General features: G+C 69.7%; 13 protein-coding genes. 10 read left to right on the top strand and 3 right to left on the bottom strand.

What is annotated here, in order from left to right; translation table 11 throughout:
* Window positions 1–40: 40 nt before the first annotated feature.
* The gene (locus ACFVAV_RS06535) at window positions 41–673 is read left to right on the top strand and encodes an HAD family acid phosphatase (RefSeq protein ID WP_379030983.1); all 633 of its coding nucleotides are present in this window, start codon (window positions 41–43) and stop codon (window positions 671–673) included.
* 65 nt (window positions 674–738) lie between these two features.
* On the opposite strand, the gene ACFVAV_RS06530 is transcribed toward ACFVAV_RS06535, so the two are convergent.
* Window positions 739–1,650: an NmrA/HSCARG family protein gene (locus ACFVAV_RS06530; RefSeq protein ID WP_379030980.1), complete on the bottom strand. Its 912-nt coding sequence runs from the start codon at window positions 1,648–1,650 to the stop codon at window positions 739–741.
* 112 nt (window positions 1,651–1,762) lie between these two features.
* Here ACFVAV_RS06530 and ACFVAV_RS06525 point away from each other — a divergent pair, with 112 nt between their 5' ends.
* Complete coding sequence (locus ACFVAV_RS06525) at window positions 1,763–2,545, top strand: TetR/AcrR family transcriptional regulator (protein ID WP_379030977.1); 783 nt, start codon at window positions 1,763–1,765, stop codon at window positions 2,543–2,545.
* 103 nt (window positions 2,546–2,648) lie between these two features.
* On the opposite strand, the gene ACFVAV_RS06520 is transcribed toward ACFVAV_RS06525, so the two are convergent.
* On the bottom strand, window positions 2,649–3,038 hold the full coding sequence (locus ACFVAV_RS06520; RefSeq protein ID WP_019048221.1) for a DUF2237 family protein: 390 nt from the start codon (window positions 3,036–3,038) through the stop codon (window positions 2,649–2,651).
* Between the two features lie 155 nt (window positions 3,039–3,193).
* Between ACFVAV_RS06520 and ftsY the strand changes: the two genes are divergently transcribed.
* The 6 genes from ftsY to ffh all read left to right on the top strand — a co-directional run bounded on the left by ftsY (window position 3,194) and on the right by ffh (window position 11,252).
* The gene (gene ftsY / locus ACFVAV_RS06515) at window positions 3,194–4,678 is read left to right on the top strand and encodes a signal recognition particle-docking protein FtsY (RefSeq protein WP_379030974.1); all 1,485 of its coding nucleotides are present in this window, start codon (window positions 3,194–3,196) and stop codon (window positions 4,676–4,678) included.
* Window positions 4,679–4,969: 291 nt separating this feature from the next.
* A complete protein-coding gene (locus ACFVAV_RS06510) occupies window positions 4,970–6,316 on the top strand; it encodes an ammonium transporter (protein ID WP_379030971.1) in 1,347 nt (448 codons plus the stop codon).
* A gap of 5 nt (window positions 6,317–6,321) precedes the next feature.
* Window positions 6,322–6,660, top strand: a complete 339-nt coding sequence (locus ACFVAV_RS06505) for a P-II family nitrogen regulator (RefSeq protein WP_110036141.1) — start codon at window positions 6,322–6,324, stop codon at window positions 6,658–6,660.
* A 98-nt stretch (window positions 6,661–6,758) separates the two neighbouring features.
* Entirely contained in the window at window positions 6,759–9,194 is a 2,436-nt protein-coding gene (locus ACFVAV_RS06500) for a [protein-PII] uridylyltransferase (RefSeq protein WP_379030968.1), read from the top strand.
* Between the two features lie 125 nt (window positions 9,195–9,319).
* Window positions 9,320–9,634 carry a hypothetical protein gene (locus ACFVAV_RS06495; RefSeq protein ID WP_229739554.1) on the top strand — a complete coding sequence of 105 codons (315 nt, stop codon included), beginning with the start codon at window positions 9,320–9,322 and terminating at the stop codon, window positions 9,632–9,634.
* Between the two features lie 55 nt (window positions 9,635–9,689).
* Window positions 9,690–11,252 (top strand): signal recognition particle protein, encoded by a 1,563-nt coding sequence (gene ffh / locus ACFVAV_RS06490; protein ID WP_379030965.1) that lies wholly within the window; start codon window positions 9,690–9,692, stop codon window positions 11,250–11,252.
* Between the two features lie 56 nt (window positions 11,253–11,308).
* On the opposite strand, the gene ACFVAV_RS06485 is transcribed toward ffh, so the two are convergent.
* Window positions 11,309–12,100: a 3-oxo-5-alpha-steroid 4-dehydrogenase gene (locus ACFVAV_RS06485; protein ID WP_379030962.1), complete on the bottom strand. Its 792-nt coding sequence runs from the start codon at window positions 12,098–12,100 to the stop codon at window positions 11,309–11,311.
* 104 nt (window positions 12,101–12,204) lie between these two features.
* On the opposite strand from ACFVAV_RS06485, the gene ACFVAV_RS06480 reads away from it, so the two are divergent.
* Together ACFVAV_RS06480 and ACFVAV_RS06475 are read left to right on the top strand one after the other, a co-directional pair.
* On the top strand, window positions 12,205–13,023 hold the full coding sequence (locus ACFVAV_RS06480; RefSeq protein ID WP_379030959.1) for a nuclear transport factor 2 family protein: 819 nt from the start codon (window positions 12,205–12,207) through the stop codon (window positions 13,021–13,023).
* 96 nt (window positions 13,024–13,119) lie between these two features.
* A complete protein-coding gene (locus ACFVAV_RS06475; RefSeq protein WP_379030956.1) occupies window positions 13,120–14,214 on the top strand; it encodes an amidohydrolase family protein in 1,095 nt (364 codons plus the stop codon).
* Window positions 14,215–14,358: the final 144 nt, after the last annotated feature.

Genomic DNA, 14,358 nt, shown 5'->3' with positions numbered 1-14,358 from the left:
GACACGTTTCATTGGCCCGGTCGCTGTTAGCGTGCGATAGATGAAACGTGTTACTGCATCGCTCGTCGTCGGTGTCGCGGCCGCGCTCCTCGCTCCCCTGCCCGCCGCGGGCGCCGACACCGGTTCGTCGTCCCTGTCCGGCGGCGGCTCGTCCTCGCTGTCGGGCAACAAGTCCGAGCTGCCGCCATACGCGCAGTGGATCGGCGAGATCACCCCCGTCGTGGCCGAGGCGAAGACCTATCTCGCGGGCAGGCTGCCCGGCGCGACCCGTCCGGCGATCGTCTTCGACATCGACAACACGACGCTGGAGACCTCCTACAACACCGGCCTGATCATTCCGGCGATCCAGCCGGTGCTCGGCCTGGCGACCTGGGCGAAACAGAACGGCGCCGCGATCATCTTCGTCACCGGCAGGCCCGCCCTGATCAACGCCTACTCGCAGGCGAACCTGACCTCGGTCGGCTACCCGGTCGACGCGCTGTACGGCAGCGCGCCGACCACGCTGTCGGCGGGCAATGCCGGCCTGGCCGAGTACAAGACCGCCAGCCGGGCCGACATCGAGAGCAAGGGCTACACGATCGTCGCCAATATCGGCAACAGCCCGTCGGACCTGTCCGGCGGGCATGCCGAGCGCACCTTCAAGTTCCCGGACTACGACGGCGCGCTGAACTGATCCGCCCGGCGCCGCGATGCCGGGGCCCTGTCCGAACGGCGCGACACCCGCCGGGACGCAGTCGGTCAGGCCGCTGAGGCCTCGGCATCGAGCCGGGCCCGGATCTTCGCGGCGCCGCCACGGGCCAGCCACTCCGGCAGGCTCGTGAGCTGCGGGTACAGCTGCCGCAGGGCGGGCAGGTCGGCCTGCCAGCCGCCGGTCTCGCGGATCAGCCGCCAGGTGTTGCCCAGCTGCGGGCCGATCGCTTCGGCCTCGGCCTCGCCGACCTCGCGGTAGTGGACCGGTCGGCCGGTGGCCGCGCTGATGGCGGCGGCCGCGTCGACTGGAGTGATCGCGTCGCTCGCCAGTTCCAGTGCGCGGCCGTGCCAGCCGTCTGGATCGCCGAAGGCCAGCGCGGCGAACGCGCCGATGTCGTCGAGCGCGATCATCTGCAGCGGCCGGTCGGCCGGGAACAGGTGCGGGTGCTCGCCGCCCACGCGGACACCGTCGACGGGCGAGCCCTGCAACAGATAGTTCTCCATGAAGCGCACCGGCCGCAGCAGGGTGTAGCGCAGGCCCGAGGCGAGGATCGCGTCCTCGATCTGCCGTTTGCCCTCCTGGCCCCACGAGTCGGCCTGCCCCATGGTGGCGATGCCGGAGAAGACGATCTGCTCGACGCCTGCCGCGCGGGCCGCGTCGACCATCGCGATGCCGCGCCGGGCCTCGGCGCCCGCGGTCCAGCCGCTGGGGCCGTAATCGGCTGGGGGAATGAGGAATACGGCCCGTGCGCCGGTCGCCGCCGCGCGCAGTGAGGCGGGGTCGTCGAAATCGCCTACCGCCAGGTCGGCGCCCGCGTCGGCCAGGACGCGGGCCGCCGGGGCGGCGGGGTCGCGGACGAGGGCGCGCACCGGGTGGCCGCCGGCGAGCAGTGTCCTGGCGGTGACACCGCCCTGTTTGCCGGTCGCGCCGGTGACCAGAACGGGATGTGCTGATGACATTGCGGATGAGCTCCGTTTCGTTCCCTAGAATCGGGTCGGGCGACCCGTATTCCGGACGGTACGGGCGGTCCGACCCGGTTGGCCAGGTGTCGTGCAGGGAAGGCGTAACGAAATGACCGTCGACAACGGCGTGGAACCCGCGATCCGAGCGGACGCGCGGCGCAACCGCGCCCTCGTCCTCGCCGCCGCGCAACGCGCGCTCGCCGAGCGGGGGACCACGGTCTCACTGGCCGAGGTCGCCCGCCGCGCCGGTGTCGGCGCGGGCACCGTCCACCGGCATTTCCCCACGAAAACCGATCTCCTGGAAGCGGTGATGCACCAGCGGGTCGACCGCTTGGCAGCGCTGGCCGCCGACCACCTCACCGACCCCGACCCCGGCGCGGCCTTCTTCGCCCTGTGCACCCACGTCATCGTCACGACGCCCGGCAACAAAGACCTGTGCGACCTGGTGCAATCCGACGACGGCTGGCCGCGTGCACTCCTGCGCGGCGCGGGCAACCGCTTCCACCGCGCCCTCGGCGCACTGCTCGCCGCCGCCCAGCGTCAGGGCGCGGTACGCCCGGATGTCGCCGTCACCGATGTCCTCGACATCTTCACCGGATGCGTTGCGATCCAACGACATCGGCGCGCCGAAGACCCCTTGGCGCCCGCGGTCGTGCTCATCCTCGATGCCTTGCGCACCCGCCCGTCACTCGTAACGGAACCCGCGAAAGTCGATCGTGACGAAACCCGTCGACGTGACGAAACATCGCAACCGCTCTGCCCCGTCTGCGCCGGACCCGTTCATCGGTCCACCACCGGCCGACCAGCCCGCTACTGCTCACCGGCCTGCCGTCAAAAGGCCCACCGGCGACGCCACGCTCACCCGCCTCTCCGCGACTCTTGCCGGTCGTGAGTGGGTGGCGGCGTTTCGTATCGGGCCGGGGGTTTCCGTACGGTCAGGTGTTGGGCGTTCCCCGGGAGTTACCCATGTCCCTGCGAGGAGCTGTCGTGGACCCCTACAACAGGTCGCTGACGTCGTCTGGGACGTCTACGGCGTATTTGCGCAGGATGTCCATGGAGATGACCTCCAGGGCATTCTCGTGTGTCGCGGCCAGCACCACCGGCGCGGCGACGCCGTCCTCGTGCGCGTGCAACCAGCGCACCGCCACCACGCACCAGCGGTCGCCCGGCTGCAGGCCGGGGAAGTTGTTCTCCGGACGCGGAGTACTGAGGTCGTTGCCGATGGATGCCTGATGCTCCAGGAATTCCGCCGTCACGACGGTGCACACGGTGTGGCTGCCGAGATCCTCCGGACCGGTGCTGCAGCAGCCGTCCCGGTAGAAGCCCGTGAGAGGATCGGTGCCGCACTCTTCCAGCGGCCCCCCAAGCACGTTTCGATCGGTCACGCCGCCGATCCTATGGGGCGAGCGCCAGAAGTTCCGCAGGACAACGAATCTGTACTGTTTCCGCGGCGTGCCGACGGGCCCTTTCCCCTGCTACCGACCCGCCGCGCCGACGCCGCCGACGTGGGACGATCAGCCGCCCGAATAGACTCGGCCGGGTGAGTTCGCAAGCGTGGATCCTGATCGCCGCGATCGCCGCCGTGCTGTTGGTGGCGCTCGTCGCGGGTTTCGTCCTGTACAAGCGGCGCCAGATCTCCCTGGCGCCGCCCGAGCCGGACAAGGAGTTGACGGACCGGTCCGGTGGCTACACCGCGTCCGGGGGGTTCAACTTCAAACAGGGCGGGCCGGCGGCCACCCTGCCGCGCCCCGAACCGGCGCCCGAGCGGACCGATACCGAGGGGCAGCCGCACGTCGGTGACGATGCCGCCGTCCCGCGCGACGCGCCGCGGCGCAGCATCACCGATGTCCCGCTGCCCGACGCGGACGTGCAGGTCACCGAGGATGTGGTGGTCCCGGACGATCTCAGCACGCTCGACACCCCGCCGGTCGCCACCGCCCCGCCCGTCGAGACCACCCCGGCCGACACCGCCCCCGCCGAGGCCGCACCGACGGAAACCGCGCCCGTCGAGGAATCGGCACCCGCCACCACCGCGGCGCCCGTCGAGACCGCGCCCGCCGAGGTCGACGCCGTCGCCGCCGCCATCGAGGAGATCGACCCCACCTCGGGTCGCTTGGTCCGCCTGCGCGGCCGCCTGTCGCGCTCGCAGAACGCGGTCGGCAAGAGCCTGCTCGGCCTGCTCGGCGGTGGTGACCTCGACGAGGACTCGTGGGAGGAGATCGAGGACACCCTGGTGCTGGCCGATATCGGCACCGCGAGCACCGCGAAGATCGTCGAACGCCTGCGCGAGGAGATGGCCGCGCGCAGCGTGCGCACCCCCGAACAGGCCCGCGCGACGCTGCGCGACGTGCTGATCGAGGCGCTGCGCCCCGAGCTGGACCGGTCCATCCACGCGCTGCCGCACGCCGATCACCCGGCGATCCTGCTGGTCGTCGGTGTCAACGGCACCGGCAAGACCACCACCACCGGCAAGCTGGCCCGCGTGCTCGTCGCCGACGGCCGCCGGGTGCTGCTCGGCGCCGCCGACACCTTCCGCGCCGCCGCCGCCGATCAGCTGCAGACCTGGGGCGAACGGGTCGGTGCGGAGACCGTGCGCGGCAAGGAGGCCGCCGACCCGGCCGCCGTCGCGTTCGACGCGGTCACCGCAGGCATCGATCGCGGTGTCGACGCCGTCCTCGTCGACACCGCCGGTCGCCTGCACACCAAGACCGGCCTGATGGACGAGCTGGGCAAGGTCAAGCGGGTCGTCGAGAAGAAGGCCGAGGTCGACGAGGTGCTGCTCGTCCTCGACTCGACCGTCGGCCAGAACGGCCTGATGCAGGCCAGGGTGTTCGCCGACGTCGTCGACATCACCGGTGTGGTGCTGACCAAGCTGGACGGCACCGCCAAGGGTGGCATCGTGTTCCAGGTGCAGCACGAGCTCGGCGTTCCGGTGAAACTCGTCGGTCTGGGTGAGGGCGCCGACGATCTGGCGCCGTTCGAGCCCGGCGCCTTCGTCGACGCCCTGCTCGGCGGTACCTCCTAGCCTGTCCCCGCTGCCCGCCCGATCCCAGCGATCGGGCGGGCAGCGCTGTTTCCAGGCGAAACGCCGTCTCCGCCTCCCACCGCGAACACCAGGTGAATCGCACACTCATACCGACCTCACCGTGAGCAGTCAGGCGGTGGCCAACCACACGAAACGTGGAAGCAACACAACCGCGCAATCCGTTCACTCAGGTGAAACACCACTGCTCAACGGATGAAACACCGAGTGGCGACCCTCTGTACAGGTCCTTTTGCCGTCATCGGCAGGGCCCGAGATGAGGAGGAACACAAGGTGGCATTTCCCGTAATCGGCGCACCCGACGCCGGTGACACTGCATGGTTGCTGACCGCATCAGCACTCGTGCTGCTGATGACGCCGGGCTTGGCGTTTTTCTACGGCGGTATGGTCCGTGGCAAGAACGTGCTGAACATGATCATGATGAGCATCTCGGCGATGGGCCTCGTGACCATCCTGTGGTGTCTCTACGGCTTCTCAGTGGCATTCGGCGAGGACAAAGGCAACCTCCTCGGTGATCCGCTCCAGTACTTCGGCCTGAAGGGCGTGTTCGGCGGTCAGTACCTGGCCACCACCGACCCGGAGGCGCCGGCGGGTATCCCGCTGGCGGGCACCATCCCGCTGTCGGTGTTCGTCGCCTTCCAGCTCATGTTCGCGATCATCACCGTCGCACTCATCTCGGGCGCGGTCGCCGACCGCCTGAAGTTCGGATCGTGGCTCCTGTTTGCCGGAATTTGGGTCACCGTCGTGTACTTCCCCGTCGCGCACTGGGTCTTTGCCTTCGACGGCGTCACCGCCGAGAACGGTGGCTGGATCGCGTCCGGCATCAAGGCGATCGACTTCGCCGGTGGTACCGCCGTCCACATCAACGCCGGTGTTGCCGGCCTGGTCCTGGCCGTGATCCTGGGCAAGCGCAAGGGCTGGCCGAAGACCCCGTTCCGTCCGCACAACCTGCCGTTCGTGATGCTCGGCGCCGGTCTGCTGTGGTTCGGCTGGTTCGGCTTCAACGCGGGTTCGGCGGTCGGCGCCAACGGCATCGCCGGTGCCACCTTCCTCACCACCACCATCGCCACCGCGGCCGCCATGCTCGCCTGGCTGCTCGTGGAGCGCATCCGTGACGGTCACCCGACCTCCCTGGGCGCGGCCTCGGGCATCGTCGCCGGTCTGGTCGCCATCACCCCGGCGTGTTCGTCGGTGAACGTGGTCGGCGCGCTGGCCATCGGCGTGGTCTCCGGTGCGCTGTGCGCACTGGCCGTCGGCCTGAAGTTCCGCTTCGGTTTCGACGACTCGCTCGACGTCGTCGGCGTCCACCTCGTCGGTGGTCTGGTCGGCACCCTGATGGTCGGTCTGGTCGCCACGGCCGAAGCTCCCGCGGCTGTCGAAGGTCTGTTCTACGGTGGTGGAGTCGAGCAGTTGAAGCTGCAGGCTGTCGGTGCCTTCGCCGTCCTGGCCTACTCGCTCGTCGTGACGGCCGTCATCGCCTACGCGATCAAGTTCACCATCGGCCTGCGCGCGAGCGAAGAGTCCGAGTCGGCGGGTCTGGACGAGTCCGAGCACGCGGAAACCGCATACGATTTCACTGCTGTGGGTGGCACGGCACGCTCGCTCGTCAAGGAGGCATGACGAACATGAAACTGGTTACGGCAATCGTCAAACCGTTCACGCTCGAAGATGTGAAAACCGGGCTGGAACAGGCAGGCGTGCTCGGCATGACCGTCAGCGAGGTCCAGGGTTACGGCCGGCAGAAGGGCCACACCGAGGTCTACCGCGGTGCGGAATACTCGGTGGACTTCGTTCCGAAGGTCCGCGTCGAGGTCGTCGTCGACGATGCCTCGGTCGAGAAGGTCGTCGAGGTGATCGTCGAGGCCTCGCGCACCGGAAAGATCGGTGACGGCAAGGTGTGGGTGACCCCGGTGGACACCATCATCCGCGTCCGCACCGGCGAACGTGGAAGCGACGCACTGTAATTCGGTAGCGACGTACAGCTGACGATCGAGCGGCGGCCCCGCTCCCACCGGCACGACCGGTCGGGGCGGGGCCGCCTGCATGAATGGCGGGTGGGACTGTGGCACAACAGAACGGCGGTATTCAGCACAACGGCGCGGCTGACCTGGTCAAGGCCAGGGCGCAGCTGCTCGAGGGGGCGGGGACCCGCAATCCGCGGCTCGATCCGGAATCCCTGCGTGCGGCGCTGGTCGACCTGTTCGAACTCTGGCTGACCAGCAAGGGCAACGAGTTGGGCATCACCGCTGACAGCGGCCTGGCCGTCGTCGCGGTGGGTGGCCTCGGGCGCCGCGAGATGCTGCCGTACTCCGACCTGGATCTGGTGCTGCTGCACGACGATGTCGACCCCGCCGTGGTGTCGAAGATCGCCGACCAGCTCTGGTACCCGCTCTGGGACGCCCACATCAAGCTCGATCACAGCGTGCGCACGGTGCCGCAGGCCCTGCGGGTGGCCGCCGACGACATGATCGCCGCGCTCGGCCTGCTCGAGGCCCGCCACATCGTCGGCGACGAGGACCTGTCGAACCTGCTCATCGGCGGGGTGCGCCGGGAATGGCGGACCGGCATCAGGTCCCGTTTCGACGACCTGATCGCCCAGACCACCGCCCGCTGGGAGCGCAGCGGCGAGATCGCCCACCGCGCCGAACCCGACCTGAAGAACGGGCGCGGCGGTCTGCGCGACGTCCAGTTGCTCGATGCACTCGCCATCGCCCAGCTGACCGACGCCATGCCGGGCCTCGGCCCCGAGGTGCCGGGCGGCGGTCTGAAGCAGGCGCACCGCAGGCTCCTCGACGTGCGCACCGAACTGCACCGGGTCGCCGGTCGTGCCCGCGACCAGCTGCGCGCCCAGGACGCCGACGAGATCGGCGCCGCGCTGCGCATCGGCGACCGGTTCGATCTGGCTCGCACGCTGAGCGATTCGGCCCGCACGGTGAGCTATTCGACCGATGTCGGCCTGCGCACCGCGGCCAACGCGCTGCCGCGCCGCGGCCTGGCCCGCCTGCGCCGGATGCCGGTGCGCCGACCACTCGATGAGGGGGTGGTCGAGCACGCCGGCGAGGTGGTGCTGGCCAGGGACGCGCGGCCACAGCGCGACCCCGGCCTGATCCTGCGGGTCGCCGCCGCCTCGGCGCAGACCGGGCTGCCGATGTCGGCGACCACGCTCAACCGGCTGTCCGAGGAGTCGCCCGAACTGCGCGAGCCGTGGCCCAAGGACGCGCAAAACGATCTGCTCGTGCTGCTCGGCGCGGGCCGCGGCAGCATCGACGCGGTCGAGGCGCTCGATCGAACCGGTCTGTGGGGCAGGCTGTTTCCCGAGTGGGGCGCGGTGCGTGATCTGCCACCCCGCGACGCGCTGCACACCTGGACCGTCGACCGGCACCTGATGGAGACCGTCGCCTACGCCGGCGCGATGAGCACCAGGGTCGCCCGGCCCGACCTGCTCACCCTCGGTGCGCTGCTGCACGACATCGGCAAGGGCAGGGCGGGCGATCACAGCGCGGTCGGCGCCGAACTCGCCACTCACATCGGCCGCAGGCTCGGCCTGTGGCCGTCGGACGTGCGCACCCTGAGCGCCATCGTGCGCCACCATCTGCTGCTGCCGGACACCGCGACCCGGCGCGATCTGGCCGACCCGGAGACGGTGCGGTACGTCGCCGACGCGCTCGGCGGTGATGTCGGTCTGCTCGAACTGCTGCACACACTGGCCGAGGCCGACTCGATGGCCACCGGCCCCGGCGTCTGGGGCGACTGGAAGGCCTCGCTGATCGGCGACCTGGTCCGCCGCTGCAAGCTGGTGATGGCGGGGGAGCCGCTGCCGCAACCGGAACCGATCGACCCCGTCCTGCTGGACAAGGCCAGGGCCGGTGGCGTGCACGTCACGCTCGCGCCGGGCGAGGGCAAGCACACCTACGTGGTGACGGTCATCGCCCCCGACGAACCCGGCCTGCTCTCCGACGCGGCGGGCGTGCTGGCCCTGCATTCCCTGCGTGTCCTCTCGGCCGCGCTCGGCGGGGCGGGGGATTCGGCGATCAACACCTTCGTGGTGACCCCGAAGTTCGGTGACCCGCCCGACGCGGGCCTGCTGCGGCAGGAGCTGATCCGCGCGACCTCCGGCGCGCTGAATCTGCCCGAGGTGCTGGCCAAACGCGAAGCGGAGGCGGTCGGCGCCGGGCCCGGCCGCTACGCGCGGGCCGTGCCGCGGCTGATCTGGTCGACGACCAGCGCACCCGGTCAGGCCATCCTCGAACTGCGTGCCGAGGACCGGGTCGGCCTGCTCAGCAGGCTGGCAGGCGCCTTCGCCGCGGCCGGGACGAACGTGCGGTGGGCCAAGGTGGTCACGATGGGTTCGGCCGTGGTCGACGCGTTCTGCCTCGATCTCGGCGACGCCGACAGCCCGCAGCTACGAGACCGCATCGAAAAGGCCGTCCTGGACGTTGTTCCGCATCCGGCGCCCGCCCCGCCGTCCGCGGAGGATGCCGCCGACGGAGATCGGTAGGACACGGTTTACTCACCGATTGCTATCAGGTTGCCCCGCAAACCGTTATCGATGCCCGATCGGTCGAGAATGGACCTATAGCATTCGAGAGGTCTGGCTGTCACTCGTACGAGGGGAGCAGATCTGTGGCTATCGAAGTCGTTTCCGCATCGATGATGACCAGCGACGCGACCGCGCACATCGCGCGCTGCGTCGGTGGTGACCTGTGGGTGGTTTCGTGGCTGCCCGGCCGCACACTCACCGGATCCCAAGCGCTGGCCGCGATGACCATCGCCTCGACCACCGCACGGCACATCGACAGCCCCGATGCCGAATGGCAGCGCATCGAGGCACTCGCCCGCGAACTCGGCCTCACCGGCAGGGAAGCGGTGTATCTCGTGAACATCGAGAATCACGAGCTGTGCCGCACCACGCCACCGCACGTGCGCCACCGGGAATAACACCCATTACCCTGGGAGGGCAATAGACGTCCCTCTCAGATCAGGAGCGCGATCGGTGTTCGAATCCCTGTCCGACCGGCTTACCGGTGCACTGCAGGATCTGCGCGGTAAGGGGCGTCTGTCACCGGCCGACATCGACGCCACCGCGCGCGAGATCCGCCTCGCCCTCCTCGAAGCCGACGTCGCGCTGCCCGTGGTGCGCGGCTTCATCGCCAACGTCAAGGAGCGCGCCAAGGGCGCGGAGGTCTCCGCGGCGCTGAACCCGGCGCAGCAGGTCGTCAAGATCGTCAACGAGGAGCTCGTCGGCATCCTCGGTGGCGAGACCCGCAGGCTCAACCTCGCCAAGAACCCGCCGACGGTCATCATGCTGGCCGGTCTGCAGGGTGCGGGTAAGACCACCCTGGCGGGCAAGCTCGCCAAATGGCTGAAGGGTCAGGGGCATCAGCCGATCCTGGTCGCCTGTGACCTCCAACGCCCCGGCGCGGTCACCCAGCTGCAGGTCGTCGGTGAGCGCGCGGGCGTGCCCGTGTTCGCCCCGCACCCCGGCACCTCCGTCGGCGGCGGCGAGAACCCGCTCGGCATCTCCGCGGCCGACCCGGTCGCGGTTGCCTCGGCCGGTATCGAGGAGGCCAAGGCCAAGCAGTACGACGTGGTCATCGTCGACACCGCGGGCCGCCTCGGCATCGACGCCGAGCTGATGAACCAGGCCGCGGGCATCCGCGACGCCGTGCAGCCCGACGAGACGCTGTTCGTGCTCGACGCGATGATCGGTCAGGACGCGGTCAGCACCGCCGAGGCGTTCCGCGACGGCGTCGGCTTCACCGGTGTCGTGCTCACCAAGCTCGACGGTGACGCCCGCGGTGGTGCGGCGCTGTCGGTGCGCAATGTGACCGGTTCGCCGATCATGTTCGCCTCCACCGGTGAGAAGCTCGAGGACTTCGACGTCTTCCATCCCGACCGGATGGCCTCGCGCATCCTCGGCATGGGTGACGTGCTCACCCTCATCGAGCAGGCCGAACAGGTCTACGACGCCCAGCAGGCCGAGGAGACCGCCCGCAAGATCGGCAGCGGTGAGCTCACCCTCGAGGACTTCCTCGACCAGATGCTGGCCATCCGCAAGATGGGCCCGATCGGCAACCTGCTCGGCATGCTGCCCGGCGCCGGTCAGATGAAGGACGTCCTCGCCCAGGTCGACGACAAGCAGCTCGACCGGGTGCAGGCCATCATCCGCGGCATGACCCCCGCCGAGCGGGACAACCCGAAGATCATCAACGCCTCCCGCCGCCTGCGCATCGCCAACGGCTCGGGCGTGCAGGTCTCCGAGGTGAACCAGCTCGTCGACCGCTTCTTCGAGGCCAAGAAGATGATGGCCATGATGGGCCGTCAGATGGGCCTGCCCGGTTCGCGCCGCGGCAACACCAAGAAGGGCAAGAAGGGCAAGAAGGGCGGCCGCGGCCCGACCCCGCCGAAGGTGCGCGGTGGTTTCCCCGGCATGCCCGCCGGGATGCCCGGTCTGCCGCCGGGCATGGACCTGTCGCAGATGCCGCCCGGGCTCGACCAGCTGCCGCCCGGTCTGGAAGGCATCGACCTGTCGCAGCTGAAGTTCCCCAAGAACTGACCTGATACAGCACCGCGGCCGGTGATCCGATGAGGATCACCGGCCGCGGTGTCGTTTCAGATCACGCCGGGGATCAGCGCCTTGCGGCGCGCCGGGTAGTCGACGAACTTCTCGCGGTACCAGCGGTGCGTCGCGAAGGCTCGCGGCACCAGATTGCCCGCGGTGATCAGGAAGATCGCCACACCGGCCAGTGACCAGGTCAGCAGCGCGAACCCGGCCCAGGCGATCAGTTCGCCCAGGTAGGCCGGGCTGCTGACGAAACGGAAGCCGCCGCCGTACGGGATGCGGTACTCGGCGGCGCCGGGGTTGTTCTTGTCGCGCAGATTGCGCACGATCGCCTCGGACCGCACCAGCAGCGCGAATCCGCACAGATACACGACCAGCCCGATCAGGAACCGCGGATCGGTGAGCCAGGCGGTGCCGTACTGATTCTTGTAGTCGTGACTGAAGAACGCGCCGTTGAGGTAGCCGTGCAGCGAGGTCACGAACACCCCGGCCGCGACCACCGAGAAGTTGAAGCTGCTCTTCTTGCCCGGCACCTGCCGGATGGACAGCGGGAAGAACCAGCCGCGATTGCCGTAGTGCAGCAGCCAGATCGCCGCCAGGACCAGCGGCACCGGTTCGAAACGGTCGGGGCCGGTGAAGTAGAACACCGCGAACACGACGGTCGCGGGCAGTTCCATCAACCACCAGCCCAGCTTGGGGTTGAGATTGAAGCCGATCGAGGTCGAGGCGAATCGGCCGTAGGGGCTCTGCGCGAACAGCCCGCCCACGATCACGAACGCGGCGAAGGCGAAGGCGATGGCCAGCACCGTGTCGTAGGTGGCGTTCCCGGTGTACCAGTCCATCGAGATTCCTTTGTCCAACTGCGCGCGGGCACGATCGCCGACGCAAAACTAGAACACGTTCTATCATGGATCGGGTAGGGGGAGCGCGACTATGGAGGACCTACATGCCGTTGGATCGGACCGCTGAAGACCTGCTGGCGGCGGTGCAGGCGTCGCCGCGCGCGGTGGCCGCGCACGACAAGGACGCCTGGGTCGGCCTGTTCGTGGACAACGCCGCGGTGCACGATCCGTACGGTGCGCGCGAGCACATCGGCCGGGAAGCGATCTCGCGGTTCTACAACGTCTTCATCGCGCCGAACTCCATCGCCTTCCGGGTCGAGCGCGACCTCGTCGCCGGGCGCACCGTGGTGCGCGACCTGCACATCGAGACGACCATGTCGACCGGCGCCACCGTCACCGTGCCCATGCACCTGCGCTACGACCTGATCGAATCCGGTGGCGGCTGGCGGATCGCCCGACTGGCCGCGCACTGGGAACTGGCCGTGATGATCCGGCGGCTGCTGGGCACGGGCCCGTCCGGGCTGCTGGCCGGGGGCAAGCTCGGTCCGCAACTCGTCGGCGACCTGGGTGTCGGTGGGGCGATGGGCATGATGCGGGGCCTGCGCAGTGTGGGCGCGACGGGGAAACGTGTCGTCGGCCGGCTGTTCGGCGCCGCCGCCGCGGGCGACCTGGCCGGTGTGCGGGACCTGCTCGGCACGCAGGCGGCGGTGGAGCTGCCCGCCCGGCATCCGGTCGGCGCGGCGGAATTCGCCGAGCTCGCGCGAGACATGGAGTGGGACAAGATGATCGCCGCCGGGCGCACGGTCAGCGCGAGCGTGCGGATCGGCGCGGCGCGCGGCGTGGCCTTCGTCGACTTCGCGGCCGACGCGCCGCGGATCGTCGCCGTGACGGTCTTCCTCGACGGTCCGCCGGCAGGGCGGTAGCGACGTCCTGTCGTCCTGAGCGGCCCCTGCCCGGACTGGGTGCGGGCCCCGATCGCGCGCGGTAGGTTGGGCCAAGGCCGACATCTGGAGGTTCGTGTGCATCTGCGTGGCGTGGTTCTCCCCGGCGACGAGGAGCGCGATCTCTGGGTCGTCGACGGCACCGTGACCTTCGAGCCGGTGCGCGGGGCCGAAACCCTGTGCCACACCGGGTGGATCGTGCCCGGCCTCGTCGACGCCCACTGCCACGTCGGCATCCGCTACGGCGGCGGCGACGAGACCCGCGACGGTGCGATCGAACAGGCCGAGACCGAACGCGACGCGGGCGCCCTGCTGCTGCGCGACGCGGGCTCGCCGATCGACACCCACTTCATCGACGAGCACGCCGAACTGCCGCGCATCATCCGCGCCGGACGCCATATCGCCCGCCCTATGCGGTACATCCGCGAACTCGGCATCGAACTCGACGACGAACGCGACCTGCCCGAGATCGTCGCCGAGCAGGCCCGCTTCGGCGACGGCTGGGTGAAGATCGTCGGCGACTGGATCGATCGATCCGTGGGCGATCTGCGCCCGCTGTGGAGCGACGACATCCTGAAACAGGCCATCGACGCCGCCCACGCCAACGGCGCCCGCGTCACCGCCCACGTCTTCGGCGAGGACGCCCTGCCCGGCCTGATCAACGCGGGCATCGACTGCCTCGAACACGGCACCGGCATCACCGACGACACCATCGAACTGATGCTCGCCCACGGCACCGCCCTGGTCCCCACCCTGATCAATATCGACACCTTCCCCGGCATCGCCGACAGCGCCACCAAGTTCCCCGTCTACGCCGCCCACATGCGCGACCTGCACCGCCGCGTCCGCGACACCGTCGGCCGCGCCCACGAAGCCGGGATCCCCATCTACGCGGGCACCGACGCCGGCGGCTCCATCCGCCACGGCCGCATCGCCGACGAGATCGCCGCCCTCACCGGCGCGGGCCTGTCCCCCCACGAAGCCCTCGGCGCCGCCTCCTGGAACGCCCGCACCTGGCTCGGCCGCCCCGGTATCGACGAAGGCGCCCCCGCCGACTTCGTCGTCTACGCCGACGACCCTCGCACCGACCCGGCCGCCCTCACCGACCCGCAGTGGGTCGTCCTGCGCGGCCTCGTCGTCAAAACCCCCAACCCCGTCACCGGCCACCGCTGAGCGGGCTGCGCCGTCCCGCTCGGAGGCGATTTCGGTCGTGGTGGGCCGGTCTGGCACAATGGTCAACCGTCCTTCCTGGACAGTGTCAGCCCGTCTCCGGTCATGTGCCGCGCGGCGGTCACGCACTCCATGCGCGAAACCGGA

This window comes from Nocardia sp. NPDC057663 (assembly GCF_042799895.1).
Lineage (GTDB): Bacteria > Actinomycetota > Actinomycetes > Mycobacteriales > Mycobacteriaceae > Nocardia.
This window is presented reverse-complemented; position numbering and strand designations above follow the sequence as displayed.

Excerpts from the sequence above, each read along its gene's own strand:
- ACFVAV_RS06535 (WP_379030983.1), top strand. The coding sequence starts at position 41 with ATGAAACGTGTTACTGCATCGCTCGTCGTCGGTGTCGCGGCCGCGCTC.
- ACFVAV_RS06530 (WP_379030980.1), bottom strand. The coding sequence starts at position 1,650 with ATGTCATCAGCACATCCCGTTCTGGTCACCGGCGCGACCGGCAAACAG.
- ACFVAV_RS06485 (WP_379030962.1), bottom strand. The coding sequence starts at position 12,100 with ATGGACTGGTACACCGGGAACGCCACCTACGACACGGTGCTGGCCATC.
- ACFVAV_RS06525 (WP_379030977.1), top strand. The coding sequence starts at position 1,763 with ATGACCGTCGACAACGGCGTGGAACCCGCGATCCGAGCGGACGCGCGG.
- ACFVAV_RS06505 (WP_110036141.1), top strand. The coding sequence starts at position 6,322 with ATGAAACTGGTTACGGCAATCGTCAAACCGTTCACGCTCGAAGATGTG.
- ACFVAV_RS06480 (WP_379030959.1), top strand. The coding sequence starts at position 12,205 with ATGCCGTTGGATCGGACCGCTGAAGACCTGCTGGCGGCGGTGCAGGCG.